Origin of the sequence: Loktanella sp. F6476L (assembly GCF_023015725.1) — a bacterium.
Taxonomy (GTDB): Bacteria; Pseudomonadota; Alphaproteobacteria; order Rhodobacterales; family Rhodobacteraceae; genus Yoonia.
The window spans coordinates 119072-137009 of sequence record NZ_JALKAR010000003.1 but is presented as its reverse complement, the minus strand read 5'-3'; the positions used below and the strand labels follow the sequence as shown (position 1 = coordinate 137009).

At 56.4% G+C, this 17938-nt stretch carries 21 protein-coding genes; 19 read left to right on the top strand and 2 right to left on the bottom strand.

Going from position 1 to position 17938, the window contains the following annotated elements; translation table 11 throughout:
• The first annotated feature begins 75 nt into the window (after positions 1-75).
• The 4 genes from MWU61_RS08510 to MWU61_RS08495 are packed head-to-tail and all read left to right on the top strand — an operon-like array spanning position 76 to position 3410.
• Positions 76-1416, top strand: a complete 1341-nt coding sequence (locus MWU61_RS08510; protein ID WP_247127886.1) for an NAD(P)-dependent oxidoreductase — start codon at positions 76-78, stop codon at positions 1414-1416.
• Complete coding sequence (locus MWU61_RS08505; protein WP_247127885.1) at positions 1416-1781, top strand: hypothetical protein; 366 nt, start codon at positions 1416-1418, stop codon at positions 1779-1781. Before MWU61_RS08510 ends, MWU61_RS08505 begins: the two co-directional genes overlap by 1 nt.
• Positions 1782-1793: 12 nt before the next feature.
• Positions 1794-3098, top strand: a complete 1305-nt coding sequence (preA, locus tag MWU61_RS08500) for an NAD-dependent dihydropyrimidine dehydrogenase subunit PreA (protein ID WP_247127884.1) — start codon at positions 1794-1796, stop codon at positions 3096-3098.
• Positions 3099-3146: 48 nt separating this feature from the next.
• Positions 3147-3410, top strand: coding sequence for a Rho termination factor N-terminal domain-containing protein (locus MWU61_RS08495; protein WP_247127883.1), 264 nt, complete (start codon positions 3147-3149; stop codon positions 3408-3410).
• A gap of 45 nt (positions 3411-3455) precedes the next feature.
• Here MWU61_RS08495 and MWU61_RS08490 read toward each other — a convergent pair whose 3' ends face one another.
• Together MWU61_RS08490 and MWU61_RS08485 are read right to left on the bottom strand one after the other, a co-directional pair.
• Entirely contained in the window at positions 3456-4124 is a 669-nt protein-coding gene (locus MWU61_RS08490) for an FAD-binding oxidoreductase (RefSeq protein WP_247127882.1), read from the bottom strand.
• 55 nt (positions 4125-4179) lie between these two features.
• Positions 4180-4782: a TetR family transcriptional regulator C-terminal domain-containing protein gene (locus tag MWU61_RS08485; protein WP_247127881.1), complete on the bottom strand. Its 603-nt coding sequence runs from the start codon at positions 4780-4782 to the stop codon at positions 4180-4182.
• A gap of 169 nt (positions 4783-4951) precedes the next feature.
• On the opposite strand from MWU61_RS08485, the gene MWU61_RS08480 reads away from it, so the two are divergent.
• The 15 genes from MWU61_RS08480 (at position 4952) to MWU61_RS08410 (ending at position 17927) form a co-directional block, all read left to right on the top strand.
• Positions 4952-6202, top strand: a complete 1251-nt coding sequence (locus MWU61_RS08480) for a Zn-dependent hydrolase (RefSeq protein ID WP_247127880.1) — start codon at positions 4952-4954, stop codon at positions 6200-6202.
• 116 nt (positions 6203-6318) lie between these two features.
• Complete coding sequence (locus tag MWU61_RS08475; protein ID WP_247127879.1) at positions 6319-6645, top strand: hypothetical protein; 327 nt, start codon at positions 6319-6321, stop codon at positions 6643-6645.
• An 11-nt stretch (positions 6646-6656) separates the two neighbouring features.
• On the top strand, positions 6657-6890 hold the full coding sequence (locus MWU61_RS08470; RefSeq protein ID WP_247127878.1) for a hypothetical protein: 234 nt from the start codon (positions 6657-6659) through the stop codon (positions 6888-6890).
• Between the two features lie 18 nt (positions 6891-6908).
• Entirely contained in the window at positions 6909-7226 is a 318-nt protein-coding gene (locus tag MWU61_RS08465; protein WP_247127877.1) for a hypothetical protein, read from the top strand.
• Between the two features lie 26 nt (positions 7227-7252).
• Complete coding sequence (gene hydA, locus MWU61_RS08460) at positions 7253-8710, top strand: dihydropyrimidinase (protein WP_247127876.1); 1458 nt, start codon at positions 7253-7255, stop codon at positions 8708-8710.
• Positions 8711-8712: 2 nt separating this feature from the next.
• Positions 8713-9114: a hypothetical protein gene (locus MWU61_RS08455; protein WP_247127875.1), complete on the top strand. Its 402-nt coding sequence runs from the start codon at positions 8713-8715 to the stop codon at positions 9112-9114.
• Between the two features lie 15 nt (positions 9115-9129).
• Positions 9130-9477 carry a hypothetical protein gene (locus MWU61_RS08450; protein ID WP_247127874.1) on the top strand — a complete coding sequence of 116 codons (348 nt, stop codon included), beginning with the start codon at positions 9130-9132 and terminating at the stop codon, positions 9475-9477.
• Positions 9474-9971, top strand: coding sequence for a hypothetical protein (locus tag MWU61_RS08445; protein ID WP_247127873.1), 498 nt, complete (start codon positions 9474-9476; stop codon positions 9969-9971). The genes MWU61_RS08450 and MWU61_RS08445 overlap by 4 nt, the downstream gene beginning before the upstream one ends.
• 16 nt (positions 9972-9987) lie before the next feature.
• Positions 9988-10833 carry an ABC transporter ATP-binding protein gene (locus MWU61_RS08440; RefSeq protein ID WP_247127872.1) on the top strand — a complete coding sequence of 282 codons (846 nt, stop codon included), beginning with the start codon at positions 9988-9990 and terminating at the stop codon, positions 10831-10833.
• A gap of 234 nt (positions 10834-11067) precedes the next feature.
• The gene (locus MWU61_RS08435) at positions 11068-11988 is read left to right on the top strand and encodes an ABC transporter permease (protein ID WP_247127871.1); all 921 of its coding nucleotides are present in this window, start codon (positions 11068-11070) and stop codon (positions 11986-11988) included.
• Entirely contained in the window at positions 11985-12824 is an 840-nt protein-coding gene (locus MWU61_RS08430; protein ID WP_247127870.1) for an ABC transporter permease, read from the top strand. Before MWU61_RS08435 ends, MWU61_RS08430 begins: the two co-directional genes overlap by 4 nt.
• A 55-nt stretch (positions 12825-12879) precedes the next feature.
• A complete protein-coding gene (locus tag MWU61_RS08425) occupies positions 12880-13869 on the top strand; it encodes an ABC transporter substrate-binding protein (protein WP_247127869.1) in 990 nt (329 codons plus the stop codon).
• A 162-nt stretch (positions 13870-14031) separates the two neighbouring features.
• Complete coding sequence (locus MWU61_RS08420; RefSeq protein WP_247127868.1) at positions 14032-16023, top strand: hydantoinase/oxoprolinase family protein; 1992 nt, start codon at positions 14032-14034, stop codon at positions 16021-16023.
• Positions 16024-16097: 74 nt separating this feature from the next.
• Positions 16098-16727: a CDP-alcohol phosphatidyltransferase family protein gene (locus tag MWU61_RS08415; protein ID WP_247127867.1), complete on the top strand. Its 630-nt coding sequence runs from the start codon at positions 16098-16100 to the stop codon at positions 16725-16727.
• A 3-nt stretch (positions 16728-16730) separates the two neighbouring features.
• Complete coding sequence (locus MWU61_RS08410; protein ID WP_247127866.1) at positions 16731-17927, top strand: ABC transporter substrate-binding protein; 1197 nt, start codon at positions 16731-16733, stop codon at positions 17925-17927.
• Positions 17928-17938 lie beyond the last annotated feature (11 nt).

The following is a 17938-nucleotide window of genomic DNA, read 5'->3' as shown; positions in this document are numbered from 1 at the left end:
CCTAAAATTTACCATTTGATAAAAAAATTTTCTGTGCCAAGCTGAACGCAATTCAGGATAGACAGAGAGTTGCCCATGGCCACCCCATTGACTCCCGGTATTGCTGTCGGCCGCTTGCCCGCCGACGAAATCGCCGAGAACTTCAAAGACCTCCACGCGCCATACGCGCCGCACGAAGCGTCGGTTGCGGCTGATCGGTGTTATTTTTGCTACGACGCGCCATGCGTGACAGCCTGCCCTACGTCGATTGATATTCCGCTGTTCATTCGCCAGATCGCAACTGGCACGCCAGAGGCATCAGCGCAAACCATCTTTGACCAGAACATTCTGGGCGGCATGTGCGCCCGTGTTTGTCCGACCGAAGACCTGTGCGAACAGGCCTGTGTACGCGAAGCCGCCGAAGGTAAGCCCGTCGAAATCGGTCGCTTGCAACGTTACGCCACTGACACGCTTATGGACAAAAACAGCCATCCGTTTGAACGCGCAGCACCAACTGGCAAACGCGTCGCCGTGCTTGGCGCGGGTCCTGCGGGCCTGGCCTGCGCACACCGTCTTGCGATGCTGGGTCACGAGGTAAACCTGCTCGATTCCAAAGGCAAAGCAGGCGGTCTGAACGAATTCGGGATCGCGGCCTACAAATCCACAGACAACTTCGCCGCGAAAGAAGTTGAATGGCTGATGGGCATCGGTGGGATCACCTTCCACAAAGGCCAGATTTTGGGGGAAAGCTTCCAGCTGGACGAACTCGTCGCTAACCATGACGCGGTTTTCATTGGGGTAGGTCTTGGCGGTGTGAATGCGCTTGGCGTGCCGGGTGACGATCAGGATCAGGTGTTCGACGCGGTGCGCTTCATCGCCCATCTGCGGCAGTCCGATGATCTGTCCCAACTGCCTGTCGGGCGCAACGTTGTGGTGATCGGCGGCGGGATGACCGCGATTGATGCGGCTGTGCAATCCAAACTGCTGGGCGCGATGAACGTGACAGTTGCCTATCGTCGTGGGCGTGATGCCATGGGGGCCAGCACCTATGAACAAGACCTCGCTGCATCAAAGGGCGTCAACCTGATGTTCAACGTGCAGCCCAAAGCCTTGCATGCGGATGATGAAAACTACGTTGAATTCATCGAACTGGAATACACGCAAGACGACGGGTCTGGCCTGAAAGGCACAGGCGAAACCGTGAAGCTTGAGGTTGACCAAGTGTTCCGCGCCATTGGTCAAACCCTGACCACAGACGGCGGGCTTGCGCTGGACGGTCGCAAAATCGCCGTCTCTGAAACGGGCAAGACCAGCAACGACAAAATCTGGGCCGGTGGCGATTGTGCCGCGGGTGGTGACGATTTGACCGTGACTGCCGTTGCCGAAGGGCGTGATGCTGCGATGGATATCCACGCCACACTGATGGGTGCCGCCTAATGCGGATGGTGCCAACCTTGATCGGCGCAATGTCTGTTTGTTCTCCCGCGTGGGCAGACATTGCACCGTTCTTGGGCGCGCACTGTGGCACGAGCGAAGTGATCTACATCGAAGAAACCGGTGCCGGTTTCAACGAACATACGGTGTGTGATTACTTGTCCGATCCGGTGATCAAATCCCGTTCCATCGAGGCGTCATTGGCATGTCGCAATGTCTACGTGCTGGATGCCTCGACCGATCCCATTACGGTGGAAGAAACCGACCACCAAAACATCGTCCTGCGGATGCATCGCACCGCGGACAACGAAAATTATGATGCGTTTATCGACGGCGCGCCCATCGGGCGTTACGGCGCTTGCGGTTAAGGAGGCTACACAATGGCTGATCTCACAACTGAATTTCTGGGTATCAAAAGCCCGAACCCATTCTGGCTGGCCTCCGCGCCGCCAACGGACAAAGAATACAACGTGCGCCGCGCTTTTGAAGCAGGCTGGGGCGGCGTCGTGTGGAAAACACTCGGGTCCGAAGGCCCGCCAGTCGTCAACGTCAACGGCCCGCGTTATGGCGTGATCTACGGCAAAGACCGGACCGTTTTGGGGATCAACAATATCGAATTGATCACCGACCGCGATCTGTACACCAACCTTGAAGAGATCAAGCGCGTCAAAGCCGACTATCCGGACCGCGTGATCATCGCGTCCATCATGGTGCCTTGCGAAGAAGAAGCATGGAAAGCCATTTTGCCGTTGGTCGAAGACTGCGGCGCTGACGGGATCGAACTGAACTTCGGGTGCCCGCACGGCATGGCCGAACGCGGCATGGGCAGTGCTGTGGGTCAGGTGCCTGAATACATCGAAATGGTGACGCGCTGGTGCAAGCAGTACTACAGCAAGCCAGTCATCGTGAAACTGACGCCGAACATCACCGACATCCGCAAACCAGCGGCTGCGGCGAAACGTGGTGGCGCGGATGCGGTCAGCTTGATCAACACGATCAACTCGATCACCTCTGTCGATCTTGATGCGATGGCCCCAGAACCGACAATCGATGGCAAAGGCACGCACGGCGGCTATTGTGGTCCAGCGGTGAAACCAATCGCCATGTCCATGGTGTCCGAGATCGCGCGCGACCCTGAAACGCACGGTCTGCCGATGTCCGGTATCGGTGGTATCACCACATGGCGTGATGCGGCGGAATATATGGCGCTGGGCTGTGGCAACGTACAGGTTTGTACGGCTGTCATGACTTACGGCTTTAAAATCGTTGAGGAAATGATCAGCGGTCTGTCCCAGTGGATGGATGAAAAGGGTTACACCAACACGTCCGATTTCGTCGGCATGGCTGTGCCAAACGTCACCGATTGGCAGTACCTGAACCTGAACTACGTCGCCAAAGCCCAAATCAGCCAAGACGACTGCATCAAGTGTGGTCGGTGCTACGCAGCCTGCGAAGACACATCACACCAAGCGATTGCAATGACCGAAGACCGGACATTCAGCGTCATTGACGAAGAATGCGTCGCCTGTAACCTTTGCGTTGATGTTTGTCCGGTTGAAAACTGCATCACAATGGTCGCGATGACACCGGGCGAGGTTGATCCGCGCACGGGCAAAGTTGTCGAAAAAGAATACGCCAACTGGACGACGCACCCGAATAACCCGAGTGCCGTCGCCGCTGAATAGCGGAACCAATCATGGCTTTGGTCGTTGCTCTGTCGAAAGGAGACCACGATGACCAAAGACCACGGACCAACCATTAAGGATGACGAAACATACGAGGCCTTGCGCGAAGACGGGGCCTCTAAACAAAAAGCGGCTCGGATCGCGAATGCACAGGCCAGCGACGACCAGAACCCGTCGGAAAAGGGTGGCAAAGCCCCGCCTTACGAAGATTGGACCAAAGATGATCTGTACGAACGGGCGCAAGAGTTAGAAATCGACGGGCGGTCAGATATGACCAAAGACGAATTGATCGACGCGCTGCGAAATTCATAAATTAGAAAGCCCGCCAAGCGATCTTGGCGGGCTTTGTGCTGGGGTTTACCAGCCGTCTTCGGTGATAATTTTGTCGTCAGCCACGCCCATATCTTTCAAGGCATCGCGCATCGCATCTACAAAACCACCCGGACCACAGATGTAGAATGGTTGGGCCTTGTCAGTAATCAGCTTTTCCAACTCAGCTTGGTCGACTTTGCCTTTGGTGTAGGCCGTATCATCCTGATCCGAGACGTAGAAAATTGGATCAACACCGGCCAACGATTCCCACGTTTCTTTCAGAATAATGTCATCATCGGTCTTGTTCGCAAAGATCAGCGTGTCGCCTATAATCCCTTCGCGTTCGTGCTTTTTCAGGATAGCAATAAACGGCGTCACACCGGCACCTGCGGCCAGAAAAACGCCGGCGCCATGGTCTTGGATCGCGCCAAACGGACCATCGGCCTGCGCGATATCGCCGATCCCAAGATCAGGCACATGTTCGGTCACACCGTCATGATCTGGGTAGGATTTGATCACAAAGCTCAGGCTGGATTCGTCGGGTTGCGACACCATCGTGAACGGGCGTCCTTCATCCTTGATCCCGTCTTTCTGAAACGCCAGCTCAGCGGCCTGTCCAGGCGCGAATGTGAAATCCTTCGGTCGTCCAAACATCAACTGGTATGTATCGTGCGTCACCGGAGTGATCTCTTGCAAGACTAATTTATGGGTCATTTCAATCTCCTTTGGCGGCATAACCGGTTAGGTTTTGAAATGTTCCGGTGTGCAGTTAGACGGCCAAAAGACGGCGGAAAACATCATCCAAGTGGGATTCTGCAGATACAAACGGATCCGTGTCGCCCAAAATAGACCGGACCTGCACATCAAAATCCGCGTAATGCTGGGTTAGTGACCAGATCGAAAAGATCAGATGAACGGGATCGACAGGTCTGATTTTGCCATCCGCGATCCAGCCTTCAATGACTGTTGCTTTGGCTTCGACAAGTTCACGCAGCTCACCAGCCAAAACATCTTTGATCCGTGGCGCACCTTGCAAAATTTCATTAGCGAACAGGCGGCTTTCACGAGGGAAATCGCGACTCATGGCCAGTTTGCGGTTCGCGTAAGCCAGAATTTCTTCAACGGGATCGCCGTTATCATCCATCTGGTGCAGGGGTTCTAGCCAGTTTTCCAGCAGTCGCGACAGCAGCGCACTGTAGATCGCATCTTTTGAAGGGAAATAATACAGCAGGTTCGGTTTCGACAGTCCGGCAGCGTCCGCGACCTGATCTAACGTCGATCCACGAAAGCCAAACTGGGAAAAAACCTCCAACCCTGCGGCCATGATAGCGGCTTGGTTTTTTTGCTGAATACGGGTGGCTGACTTAGGCATGAGTTACACTTTGCACAAAAAGGAAGCGAGGGAAGCAATTTCTACGCCGGGGGCGCACTTTTTTTAGGAATAACGAAGGTAGGCGGCAGAAAGCTTGACTGAGTCTTGCCCTCTGTTAGCGTGTCTTTGACCAGATGGTCAAATAAGCAAGCAGTAGACGGGGGTCGCCATGCCAGCACCAGGTGAAAATCTCAAAGTGAACGGATCTCGTTTGTGGGACACGCTGATGGAGATGGCAAAAATCGGGCCCGGCATTGCAGGCGGGAATAACCGCCAGACTGTCACGGACGAAGACAGCGAAGGTCGGCATCTTTTCCAGGATTGGTGCACTGCCGCGGGTTGCACTATGGGCGTCGACACAATGGGCAACATGTTCGCCCGTCGCGAAGGCACGGATCCCGATGCGCTGCCAGTCTATGTTGGCAGCCACCTTGATACGCAGCCGACAGGCGGCAAATACGACGGTGTGCTTGGCGTGCTCAGCGGTCTCGAAGTGATCCGCACGATGAATGATCTGGATATCAAGACGAAACACCCGATCGTTGTGACCAACTGGACGAATGAAGAAGGTACACGTTTTGCGCCCGCCATGCTCGCGTCCGGTGTTTTTGCTGGCATGCATACCCAGGAATGGGCGTACGACCGCGAAGATGCGGAAGGTAAGAAATTCGGCGAGGAACTCGCGCGGATTGGCTGGAAAGGTGACGAACCCGTTGGCGAACGGAAGATGCATGCGTTCTTCGAATTGCACATCGAACAAGGACCGATCCTAGAGGCCGAAGGCAAACAAATTGGCGTCGTTACGCACGGCCAAGGTCTGTCTTGGACCCAAGTCACGATCACCGGCAAAGAAAGCCACACGGGTTCAACCCCCATGCCGATGCGCAAAAACGCGGGTCTGGCGATGGCGCGTGTACTTGAAAGGGTTGAAGAAATCGCGCTGTCTCATGCGCCTCATGCTGTGGGTGCTGCTGGCCACATCGACGTGTACCCCAATTCGCGCAACGTGATTCCGGGTAAGGCAGTCTTTACGATTGATTTCCGGTCGCCAGAACTTGCCGTGATCCAAGATATGGAAGCACGGCTAAAGACCGAAGCGCAGGCCATCGTCGATGCGATGGGCATGTCGATTGAATTCGAAAAGGTTGGCGGCTTTGATCCGGTCACCTTTGACGAAACCTGCGTGACAGCGGTGCGCAACGCGGCTGAACGGTTGGGGTATTCCCATATGAACTTGATCTCGGGCGCTGGGCACGACGCATGTTGGATCAACCGGATGTTCCCGACGGCGATGGTGATGTGCCCCTGCGTGGACGGCCTATCGCATAACGAAGCGGAAGAAATCAGCCAAGAATGGGCCACCGCTGGCACGGATGTTTTGTTCCACGCAGTTGTCGAAACGGCAGTGATCGTCGGTTGAATGGGGCGTGGTCATGTCGAAGGGCTGGTCACTGATGGTTAATGTGTGGCACCACTACGCCCAGTAACCCAAGACCCAGTCTTATAAGATGATGACCAAGAATAAGTGAGAAGTTAATGAAACGTCTGATCCCACTCCTTGTACTGCCGCTGGTTGCGGCCTGTGCAGATCTGACCCCCGGTCCTGTTGACGAAAATGGTGTGCCAATTCCGCCGCCACCGCCGCCTTTGCCGCCACAAGTGCAGGCCGCAATGCCTGACGGCATGCCGCGTGATTTTGTGTTCGAAGCTGCGAACGGATGTTGGGCTGTTGGGATCGAAGCGGGTGAACCGCGCACTGGCAGGCCTTTGCGTGATGCCGCTGGCAACTGGGTCTGCAACGAAGGCGTGATCGCGCCAGATCAGATCGAAACGACAGCCGCGACGCTGCCTGCTGCGACCTGATGCACGCGGGGGTGATCATAACCGCCCTCGGGACGTTGGCTGCGTGCCAGCGTCCATTGCCCCCACAGGGGTTTGTTCAAACGGACGGGATTGTACCGCTGACGGTCGAACAATCCCTGCCGGACGACGTTTCTGCCTTCAGCGTCCTGCAACGCAACGGCTGCTATTATTACCCATCGTTCGACAGGCTAATCCTGATCGAAACAACAGCGGCGCCCGACGCCGCTGTTCAATGCAACGCATAATTTCAGAAAGTGACTTCCATGTTTTCCATCACACACAAAACACTTGCCGCCCTGACACTTGCCACCTTTGCGTCCGCTTGTTCCGGCCCTGTCGTAATCCCGGTAGGTCAACCAGAACCAGTTGAACCGGGCCCGATTGTTGCAGCAACCCAACCATTCCCGGCCGAAGTAACCGCAGCGCTGCCACCTGAAATCCCCGCCTCTGCCGTGAAAGTCCAAGACGGCTGCTATTTCTACCGCTTCGGCGACGACATCCGGCCTGTGTCCTTTGACGGCGTGAACCCGGTTTGTCCGACAGCAACCGCAGCCGCTGCTGCTGCTGCGCCACCCGCTTAACGCATTCTGACTGCAGGAGACCCCCAATGACCACCAAAGTGATAAAAAACGGCACCGTTGTCACAGCTGATCTGACCTACAAGGCAGACGTGCTGATCGAAAATGGAACGATTATTGAAATTGGGCCGAACCTGTCAGGCGACGAACAACTAGATGCCACCGGCTGCTACGTCATGCCCGGTGGCATCGATCCCCATGTGCATCTTGAGATGCCGTTCATGGGCACCTATTCGACCGACGATTTCGAAAGCGGTACGCGCGCGGGCCTTGCTGGCGGCACCACGATGGTCGTCGATTTCTGCCTGCCGAACCAAGGCGAAGGGTTGATGGACGCAATCAAGCGGTGGGACAACAAATCAACCCGTGCGAACTGCGATTATTCCTTCCACATGGCCGTGACATGGTGGGGCGAACAGGTCTTCAACGACATGGAAACCGTGATCAAGGATCGCGGGATCAACACGTTCAAACACTTCCTCGCCTATAAAGGCGCGTTGATGGTGAATGATGATGAACTCTTCTCATCCTTCAACCGCCTCGCTGACCTTGGCGGCATCGCTATGGTCCACGCCGAAAACGGGGATGTGGTGGCGGAACTGTCCGCGAAACTGCTCGCCGAAGGCAACACAGGGCCAGAGGCGCACGCCTATTCCCGCCCGACCCAAGTCGAAGGCGAAGCGACGAACCGCGCGATCATGATCGCCGACATGGCGGGCGTGCCTTTGTACGTCGTGCACACATCCTGCGAAGAAGCCCACGAGGCGATCCGCCGTGCGAAAATGCAAGGCAAACGCGTCTGGGGCGAACCGCTGATCCAGCACCTGACGCTGGACGAATCTGAGTATTTCAACGAAGACTGGGATCACGCCGCCCGCCGCGTCATGTCCCCACCTTTTCGCAATAAGATGCACCAAGACAGCCTGTGGGCCGGTCTTCAGTCCGGCACGCTGTCCGTCGTGGCGACAGACCACTGTGCGTTCTCAACCGAACAAAAACGCTTCGGCGTGGGCGACTTTACAAAGATCCCGAACGGCACAGGTGGTCTTGAGGACCGTTTGCCGATGCTCTGGACCCACGGGGTTGCAACGGGCCGCCTGACGATGAACGAATTCGTGGCAGTGACATCCACAAACATCGCGAAAATCCTGAACTGCTACCCGAAAAAGGGCGCTATTCTGGTCGGGGCAGATGCGGACATCGTCGTTTGGGACCCAGAGAAATCCAAGACCATCACGGCAGACAGCCAGCAATCTGCAATTGACTACAACGTCTTCGAAGGGAAAGAGGTGAAAGGCCTACCACGCTTCACCCTCACACGCGGCCACGTCGCGATCCACGACGGCGAAGTCCGCACCCAAGAAGGCCACGGCAAATTCGTGCAACGCGAAGCCAACACGCCAGTCAATCGGGCGCTGTCATCCTGGAAAGACCTGACAGCACCACGACCCGTCCAGCGGTCCGGCATTCCGGCGACGGGGGTTTAATAGTGCCGCAGGTTAGCAGACGTTATGGCGTTGTTTTCAGTTGGATTTCCGCGACGTTTGTCGTTCTCGTTGTGCTAACCGCGAGGACGTTCCTAGTCGAACCTATCGAAGCTTCTCTAATTCTTATGCCAATTGTGTTGTTGCCGTTTGCACTGATTTTCACGGTCCCCGCGCTGGCTATAAGGCTTATTTTCTTAAACAATGCTCGGCCATTATTGTTTGCAATTGCGGGCGCCGGATATGCAATCGCCCTTATGGCAATTCCGGATATGAGCCTAATGGATCGTCATAATCCAGCAGATTGGGTTGTTGCTACAATTGCGGGTGCAGCAGGAGGTTATGTTTGGGGGCGCATGGAAAAAGTTGCACCTGAAGCACCTTGTGCGGAGTTCAAGAAAGTTTGATGCGGAGTGCATGATTTGAAGCCCTTAATTGTCTGTTTGTGTGTTGTGCCTGGGATTCTACAAGCCCAAGTGTTCGGCGACGCCGCCGGTTGCGCGTGGCTTGCGGGGGAACCTGTCGCGACGGATAGCCTGTACCTCTACGACCAAAACACGATCCAACGGGCCGAAAGCACATGCCCAGTGACAGGTGCCCTGCAAGTCGGATCAGGGGCCACGGTTGTGACTGTCGAATGTTCGGGCGAAGGCGACACGTGGGAAGATTATTACATGATCATGACCTCTGCGGACGAAAACACGCTGCTGATCCACCCCGAAGCCTACCCCGAATTTGTGACTGAAATGAAGGTCTGTGTACCCCAATGACCAATCCACCCATCCCATTAGGCCGGACAATCTTTGAAGCTGGTATTTTCACGCAAGAAAACCAGATCGTTGGTAAAAACCGCTTTGATGTCGAACGGTGCATGGGTTTCAACGCAGGCCATCTGGCGCAGGGTTACACCGTGGCGCACCTGCAAATAGCGCCGAAATACAACGATTGGACCTTCCGGCGGTACACCCAGATGCACGGACACGCCGCCGACTGGGACCCCGAAGAAATGGGCGAAGATACACGCACAGCCGAAGAGGCGCTGATCGCGAATGGCTACACAGTCGACACCATGAAAAACGAAGTCATGATGATGGAATTTCACACATCCGGCCCGAAACGCTTGATCAAGATTATCCCGGCTGTGAACCCCACCGCATGGCCGCAATACCCCGAATCCGCTGGTGCGCCGCAATGGATATTGCATCACCCGCTCGCGATGACGGTCGCCGCTTTTGTTGGACCCAAAGACACCTATACGATCTGAAATAGAAAGAACGCGCATGCCCACAGTCGCCGAATTGGCCGCGAAACAACTAGGCTCTGGCCCGACAGGAACAAACCCTGCGGCAAGCGCTGTGATCACGGCCCGTAATCTGGATCTGACGTTTCAGACAAACGACGGTCCGGTGCATGCGTTGAAAGACGTGAACCTTGATATCAACAAGGGTGATTTCGTCAGTTTTATCGGGCCATCGGGCTGCGGAAAGACCACATTCTTGCGCTGCATCGCGGGTTTGGAAACGCCAACGGCAGGCGACATTTCGGTAAACGGTATGACGCCAGATGAAGCGCGACGCGCGCGCGCCTATGGCTATGTTTTCCAAGCAGCGGGCCTATACCCATGGCGCACAATCGGGGGCAATATTCGGCTACCGCTTGAAATCATGGGCTTCGACAAGGCCGAACAGGCCAAGCGCGTTGAACGTGTGCTTGATCTTGTGGACCTCAGTGGATTTGACCGCAAATTTCCATGGCAGTTGTCAGGTGGCATGCAGCAGCGGGCGTCGATCGCGCGCGCGCTCGCGTTTGATGCGGACATCCTGCTGATGGATGAACCCTTTGGTGCGCTTGATGAAATCGTGCGTGATCACCTCAATGAACAATTGTTGCAGCTTTGGGCGCGGACCGAAAAAACCATTGGCTTTGTAACCCATTCGATCCCAGAGGCGGTGTATCTATCCACCAAGATCGTCGTCATGTCCCCACGTCCGGGGCGTATTTCTGACGTCATCGAAAGCACGCTGCCCCGCGAACGCCCCTTGGATATCCGCGATAGTCCCGAGTTCATCGAAATTGCCCACCGCGTGCGCGATGGATTGCGGGCGGGGCATCAAGATGACGTCTAGGGTTTCTCAAATAATCTCTCTCGTCGTTCTAATGCTTATCGGAGGTGGGGCTATGCTTGTTGCATCTGCGGCCCGGTCAGACTTTGTCTTTCGAGGGTGCGATGAAATCCCAAGATCAGAATGGGCCTCTACCGCAAATTGCGCCGATGGATGGTTCGCCCAGATTCTGTTTGCGTGCGTTGGGTTGTTCTGCGTTGCAAGCGCCATCGTTCTTTGGCGACGGTGGTACATGATATGAAATCAATCCTCCCAATTGTGACTGTTGTCGGCGCGATCCTGTTGTTCTGGGTCGTCTGTGTGCCGCCGATGAATATGCATCTGGTGGCAGATCAGGCGCAACGCGACGAACTGGTCGTCACGCCTGACACACCTGCTGCGCGGCAGGATTATTCGGGTGCGGGGCTGGCACTGCGCAACACGCATCTGATCCCGCTGACCTACACCTTCGTGCGCCCCCGTCTGCCGTCACCGCATCAGGTGGCGGGCGAGATGTACGACACGATCATCGACAAGAAAATCACGTCGAAACGCAGTCTGGTCTACCACGGCTGGGTGACGCTCGCGCCTACTCTGCTCGGGTTTTTGATCGGAACGGGGCTGGGTATTCTGCTGGCCGTGGGGATCGTTTACAGCCGGGTGATGGATAAATCGGTGATGCCGTGGGCGATTGTCAGTCAGACCATCCCGATTTTGGCGCTTGCCCCAATGATTATTGTCGTCCTTGGATCAATGGGCATTCAGGGGCTTTTCCCGAAATCGATCATCGCGGCCTACCTGTCGTTCTTTCCGGTCGTGGTCGGCATGGTCAAAGGATTACGTAGCCCTGACGGGATGCAGCTCGATCTGCTGCGCACATATAACGCTTCGAAATCACAAGGGTTCTGGGCACTGCGTTTGCCAGCCTCTGCGCCCTATCTGTTCGCATCGCTCAAGATCGGCATTTCGGCATCTCTTGTCGGGACCATCGTGGCGGAATTGCCGACAGGCGCCAAAGCAGGTTTCGGCGCGCGCATGTTGGTAGGCGATCAATACGGGCAACCGTTGGTGTCTTGGGCCGCGCTATTTGCGGCTGCATTGACGGCAGCGGCGCTCGTCGGACTATTCAGCCTCATCGAACGGATCACGCTGAAACGGATGGGGATGGCCGCGACATGATCGTTCTTTATGCAATCCTGATTTGGGCCGCCGGATGGTGGTTGAATGTGAAATTGGCCAATGGGCCGCAATCCGAAAACCCGATTGTGAAGGTACTGATCCCCGCGATTTTCGGGATCACTGTTGTGATCGTCTGGGAACTGCTGGTGCGCGGGTTCGACGTGAACCCTGTGATTCTGCCTGCACCATCATCCATTGGTGCGCGGTTGATGGTCGAAGGACCGCGGCTTTGGGCAGATTTCCAACAGACGATCATCAAAGGGGCGATGACCGGATATATCTTCGGGGGGCTCGCGGCGTTTGGTGTGGCCATCTTGGCCGACAGGTCCGATTTCCTAACGCGCGGCATTCTGCCTGTCGGTGGCTTTATGGCCGCTTTACCGATCGTCGGCACCGCGCCGATTTTCGTGAAATGGTTGGGCAGCGATTGGGAATCCAAAGCCGCAGTTGTGGCCGTGATGGTCTTTTTCCCGATCCTCGTGAACACCGTCGCGGGGCTGAAAGACACAAGCGCGATGCAACGCGACCTGATGCGAACATATGGGGCAGGCTATTGGCCGACGCTGTTCAAACTGCGCCTGCCTGCGGCGATGCCGTTTATCTTTAACGGGCTTAAGATTGCGACCACTTTGGCGCTGATCGGGGCCATTGTTGCTGAATTTTTTGGCTCTCCCACGGTGGGCATGGGTTTCCGGATATCAACCAGCTTTGGTCAGCTTGCGCTGGACATGGTCTGGGCAGAGATTGTCATCGCAGCCCTTGCGGGTAGTGCGTTTTATGGCGCGATGACTTTGATCGAAAAGCGGGTGACGTTTTGGCACCCGTCTCAACGATAAGACGACGATAAAAACGACGCCAAAATGGCGCGCATTTTTGAACAAGGAGAGAAACATGAACAAGATTATGATCGCGGCTGCATTGGCAGCTGGCATGGGTACGACTGCAATCGCTGACGAGGCAAACGAAGTCACGTTGCAATTGCAGTGGGTCACGCAAGCGCAGTTCGCGGGCTACTATGTCGCTTTGGACAAGGGTTTCTACGAAGAAGAAGGCCTTGATGTGACTGTTCTGGCCGGTGGCCCAGACATCGCACCGCCACAGGTTCTGGCAGGTGGCGGCGCTGACGCGATGCTGAACTGGATGCCGTCTGCGCTGGCGGCACGTGAAAAGGGTCTGCCCGTTGTGAACATCGCGCAGCCGTTCAAAACATCCGGCCTGATGCTGACCTGCTGGAAAGACACCGGCATCGAAACCGTCGCGGATTTCAAAGGCAAAACAATCGGCGTTTGGTTCTTCGGCAACGAATATCCGTTCCTGTCATGGATGTCCCAAGAAGGCATTTCAACTGATGGCGGCGAAGACGGCGTGACGGTTCTGAAGCAAGGTTTCAACGTTGATCCGCTGTTGAACCGCGAAGCTGATTGTATCTCGACTATGACCTACAACGAATATGGTCAGGTGCTCGACGCAGGCGTGAACCCTGATGAACTGGTGACCTTCAAGTACGAAGAACAAGGCGTGGCGACGTTGGAAGACGGTATTTACGTGCTGGAAGAGAACCTTGAAGATCCAGTGTTCGTCGACAAAATGGTCCGCTTTGTACGTGCGTCTATGGAAGGCTGGAAATACGCGGAAGCCAACCCTGAGGAAGCAGCTGGCATCGTTTTGGATAACGACGAAACCGGTGCGCAAACTGAGGCAGCGCAGGTGCGCATGATGGGCGAAATCGCGAAACTGACAGCGGGTTCCGACGGCACGCTTGATCCGGCGGACTACGAACGCACAGTGGCGACGCTACTGGCAGGCGGGTCTGATCCGGTGATTTCTGCGGCTCCGGAAGGCGCATGGACACATGCGATCACGGACGAAGCGCTGAAGTAAGCAGGTTTTCGTTGAAATAATGCGCCTCGGTCTTCGGACCGGGGCGCTTTTTTGTTTGTGCAGGAGCCTCCGGCGGGGATATTTTGGGCCAAAAGAAACGTGTGTCGCATTTAGACTGGCAAGCCTTTGCGATTGCGGCATATCTGGCGCAAAGGAGAGCACATGGCATATCTTTTGGGCATAGATACGGGTGGCACCTACACCGATGCTGTCATTCTTGATGAAGCTGCAGATGCAGTTGTCGCCACAGCGAAATCACTGACCACGCGCCCAGACTTGTCCTTGGGTGTTGGGGCCGCGATGGATGCGGTGTTGGATACCATTGATCCGGCGGATATCGCTATGGTGTCGCTGTCCACGACACTTGCCACGAATGCGCTGGTTGAAGGGCAAGGTGGACGGGTTGCGCTGATTCTGATCGGTTTTGAAGAGGCCGAACTGAACCGCGCTGGTCTGAATGACGCGTTGCGCGGTGATCCAGTTGTGTTTTTGGCGGGTGGGCATTCCCACGCCGGTGCGCCGCTGCATGACTTGACCGAGGATGATGTCGCGGCTGCCATCGCGGATTTACCTGATGGGTTAACCGGATTTGCTGTTGCTGCCAGTTTTGCCACCCGCAATCCCGAACATGAAATTATCGCGCGTGACACCCTTCGCCGCGCAACGGGTCTGCCTGTGACCTGTTCGCATGAACTGTCCCAAGCGCTGGGTGGACCGAAACGTGCCCTGACCGCTTTGCTGAACGCCCGCCTCATCGGGATGATCGATGGGTTAATCACGGCTTGCGAAACGCACATGGCCGGACGCGGGATCAATGCGCGGCTGATGGTTGTGCGGGGCGACGGGGCGTTGGTGTCTGCCGACGTGGCCCGCGAAAAGCCGATTGAAACGATCCTAAGTGGACCAGCTGCGTCGATCGCGGGGGCTGCATGGCTCACGGGCGAACAGAACGCTTTGGTTAGTGATATCGGTGGGACGACGACAGATGTTTGCCTGTTGCGCGACGGGCGCCCGCAAATTGACCCGCAGGGCGCGCGCGTCGGTCCGTTTCGCACAATGGTCGAAGCGGTCGCGATGCGCACAAGCGGCTTGGGCGGCGACAGCGAAGTCCATGTCGTCGAAGGGTTGCAAGCAGGATTACGGCTTGGGCCGCGTCGTTTGATGCCTGTCGCACTTGCCGCCACCCATTACCCCGACATTGCGCACCTCGCGCTTGATCAGGCGTTAAGTGTGGACCGTCCGGCGGTCGACGGTGGTCAGATTGTGATCCCGCTCTGGGAGACGTTCCCGCGAGGATTAGACCCGCGCGAAACCATCGTTGCAGAACGGCTGCGGCAAGGACCTGTCCGTTTCGGAGAGGCCGTGACGACGCGGATGGAAAGCCCCGCGTTGATGCGCCTTGTGGGGCGCGGTCTTGTGATGCTGGCTGGGGTGACGCCGTCTGACGCGGCGCACGTCCTTGGGCGCGTCGCGACGTGGGATGCAGACGCCGCCGAAAAGGCGCTGACCCTGTTTGCGCGCAAACGCAGCGGCAGCGGTGACCGAATCGCACCTGACGCGCAGCACTTGGCGCAGATGATTGTCGATCAACTGACAGCGCAAACTGTCGATTGCCTGCTCGAGGCGGCTTTTGCCGAGGACCACCGCGATTGGGACATGGACCCCGCTGACCTAAGCATGCACGCGTTGACCAAAGCTGGGCTCGATCAACATCGCGGGGTTATCGAGACGACCGTGAAGCTAGGCGTGCCCGTCATCGGGCTTGGTGCGTCGGCGTCGTCCTATTACGGGGCGGTCGGCGATCGGTTGAACACGCGCATGATCCTGCCGGAACACGCAGGCGTGGCGAACGCCATCGGCGCTGTCGTGGGGCAGGTCGCGATGCATGAAACGGGCACGGTCACCAGCAACGGGGCAGAACATTTTGCGACACTGGGGCAAAGCTTCACGGACCAAACCGCTGCGATGACAGCACTTGAAGCACAGCTAAAATCGACCGCGACCGACAAAGCAAAAGCCGCCGGTGTCGAAGACATCAGGTTCACCATCAGTCGAGACATCAAAGAGGCCACCATCGAAGGGCAGCCCATGTTCCTTGAGGCAACCATCAAGGTTACGGCGCAAGGGCGACCGCGGATTGCCGATACGGCATGACCCGCCACTAACAGTTGTCTCACAATTCCGTCAGTTCAGTTGCGCGGATAGGGGGGATAGGTCAGAACAGCGGCATGATAGATGGCCGCGTTCGCACATTAATTGATCCACCACTGAACGCCTTCGGGCGGTCGCTTGCCGCGCGCGGTGCGACTGCAAATGGTGTGACGCTTGCAGGTCTCGGGATCGGTCTGATTGCGGCCCTGATGATCTGCTGCGGCCTACCGGGTCTTGCGGTGGTGCCGCTTTTGATCAGTCGGATTGCTGACGGGTTGGACGGCGCGGTCGCACGTGCGACACAGAAAACGGACTTCGGCGGATACCTTGATATTGCTGCAGATTTTCTGTTCTACGGGATGATCCCGCTGGCATTTGTCGTGATGGACCCCCAATCAAACGGGCTGGCCGGTGCGTTTCTGCTGACGTCGTTCTACTTCAACGGAACGTCCTTCCTTGGCTTCGCGATCCTCGCGGAAAAGCATGACATGACGACACGGGCGCAGGGCGAAAAATCGCTCTATTACTCCAATGGCATTCTGGAAGGCACGGAAACGATTGTCTTCTTCGTGCTCCTTTGCCTGCTGCCTGCATGGTTCGTGCCAATGGCCTACCTCTTTGGGACAGCTTGCTTTGCAACTGGAATCCTGCGCATCTATGGGGCCCACCGGACCTTTTCGACAACGACCACTCACCATGAGGACTAAACTATGAAATACCTTGCCGTTCTTGCAGCTTTGACGCCCTTCGCGGCCTACGCTGACGTTGATCCCGCTGATTGGGATGCGGTCATTGCCGAAGCTGATGGGCAAACCGTTTATTGGAACGCGTGGGGGGGATCGACCAACACCAACGATTTCATCGCATGGGTCGGTGAACGCGTGTCCGAGGATTACGGCGTCACGCTCGAACATGTCAAATTGACGGATACGGCCGACGCCGTGACCCGCGTCCTTTCTGAAAAGCAGGCGGGCGAAGACGACGACGGTGCGGTCGACATGATCTGGATTAACGGCGCAAACTTCGCGGCTATGAAAGACGCGGACCTGCTGTTCGGCCCATACGCAGAACAACTTCCGAATTGGGCTTTGGTCGATGTCGACGGTAAGACTGTCCAGACAGATTTCACAGTGCCAACAGATGGTTACGAAAGCCCGTGGGCGATGGCGCAGGTGGTATTCGACTACGACACGGCAGACATTGACGCACCTTTGGCGTCCATGAACGACATTCTGGAATGGACCAAAGCAAACCCCGGTCGTTTCACGTACCCACAGCCACCTGATTTCCTTGGCACGACATTCCTCAAGCAGGTTCTGGTTGATATCCTGCCTGACCCGTCTGTCCTGCAAGTCGCAGCAACGGATGAAACCTACGATGACGTCACCGCACCGCTTTGGGCGTATCTTGATGAACTGACGCCAAATTTGTGGCGCGAAGGACGGGCATATCCGCCAACAGGCACCGCGATGTTCCCGATGATCGCAGATGGCGAAATTGATCTGTCGATTTCGTTCTCTCCGGGGGCGGCATCTGCTGCAATCGCGAACTTCGAATTGCCCGACACGGTGCGGACATTCGTCTTGGAAAAAGGGACAATCGGCAACGCATCCTTCGTCGCGATCCCTTACAATTCAGGGTCTAAAGCCGCGTCCATGGTTGTGGCTAACTTCATCATGTCACCAGAGGCACAGGCGCGCGCGCAAAATCCTGATCTGCTTGGCTACGGCACCGTTCTGAACATGGATGCGCTGGGCGCAGATGACCGTGCGTTGTTCGACGCGATTGAACTAGGCGTTGCGACACTGTCGCCTGCCGAACTTGGTACGGCTGTCGCAGAACCACACCCAAGCTGGATGACACGCATCGCAGACGACTGGGCAGGCCGCTACGGCGTTGCGCAATAAGCTATTGGCGG

Bases quoted from the DNA above. Each gene is read 5' to 3' on its own strand.
- MWU61_RS08510 (WP_247127886.1), top strand. From the start codon at position 76: ATGGCCACCCCATTGACTCCCGGTATTGCTGTCGGCCGCTTGCCCGCC.
- MWU61_RS08505 (WP_247127885.1), top strand. From the start codon at position 1,416: ATGCGGATGGTGCCAACCTTGATCGGCGCAATGTCTGTTTGTTCTCCC.
- preA (WP_247127884.1), top strand. From the start codon at position 1,794: ATGGCTGATCTCACAACTGAATTTCTGGGTATCAAAAGCCCGAACCCA.
- MWU61_RS08495 (WP_247127883.1), top strand. From the start codon at position 3,147: ATGACCAAAGACCACGGACCAACCATTAAGGATGACGAAACATACGAG.
- MWU61_RS08490 (WP_247127882.1), bottom strand. From the start codon at position 4,124: ATGACCCATAAATTAGTCTTGCAAGAGATCACTCCGGTGACGCACGAT.
- MWU61_RS08485 (WP_247127881.1), bottom strand. From the start codon at position 4,782: ATGCCTAAGTCAGCCACCCGTATTCAGCAAAAAAACCAAGCCGCTATC.
- MWU61_RS08480 (WP_247127880.1), top strand. From the start codon at position 4,952: ATGCCAGCACCAGGTGAAAATCTCAAAGTGAACGGATCTCGTTTGTGG.
- MWU61_RS08475 (WP_247127879.1), top strand. From the start codon at position 6,319: ATGAAACGTCTGATCCCACTCCTTGTACTGCCGCTGGTTGCGGCCTGT.
- MWU61_RS08465 (WP_247127877.1), top strand. From the start codon at position 6,909: ATGTTTTCCATCACACACAAAACACTTGCCGCCCTGACACTTGCCACC.
- hydA (WP_247127876.1), top strand. From the start codon at position 7,253: ATGACCACCAAAGTGATAAAAAACGGCACCGTTGTCACAGCTGATCTG.
- MWU61_RS08445 (WP_247127873.1), top strand. From the start codon at position 9,474: ATGACCAATCCACCCATCCCATTAGGCCGGACAATCTTTGAAGCTGGT.
- MWU61_RS08440 (WP_247127872.1), top strand. From the start codon at position 9,988: ATGCCCACAGTCGCCGAATTGGCCGCGAAACAACTAGGCTCTGGCCCG.
- MWU61_RS08435 (WP_247127871.1), top strand. From the start codon at position 11,068: ATGAAATCAATCCTCCCAATTGTGACTGTTGTCGGCGCGATCCTGTTG.
- MWU61_RS08430 (WP_247127870.1), top strand. From the start codon at position 11,985: ATGATCGTTCTTTATGCAATCCTGATTTGGGCCGCCGGATGGTGGTTG.
- MWU61_RS08425 (WP_247127869.1), top strand. From the start codon at position 12,880: ATGAACAAGATTATGATCGCGGCTGCATTGGCAGCTGGCATGGGTACG.
- MWU61_RS08420 (WP_247127868.1), top strand. From the start codon at position 14,032: ATGGCATATCTTTTGGGCATAGATACGGGTGGCACCTACACCGATGCT.
- MWU61_RS08415 (WP_247127867.1), top strand. From the start codon at position 16,098: ATGATAGATGGCCGCGTTCGCACATTAATTGATCCACCACTGAACGCC.
- MWU61_RS08410 (WP_247127866.1), top strand. From the start codon at position 16,731: ATGAAATACCTTGCCGTTCTTGCAGCTTTGACGCCCTTCGCGGCCTAC.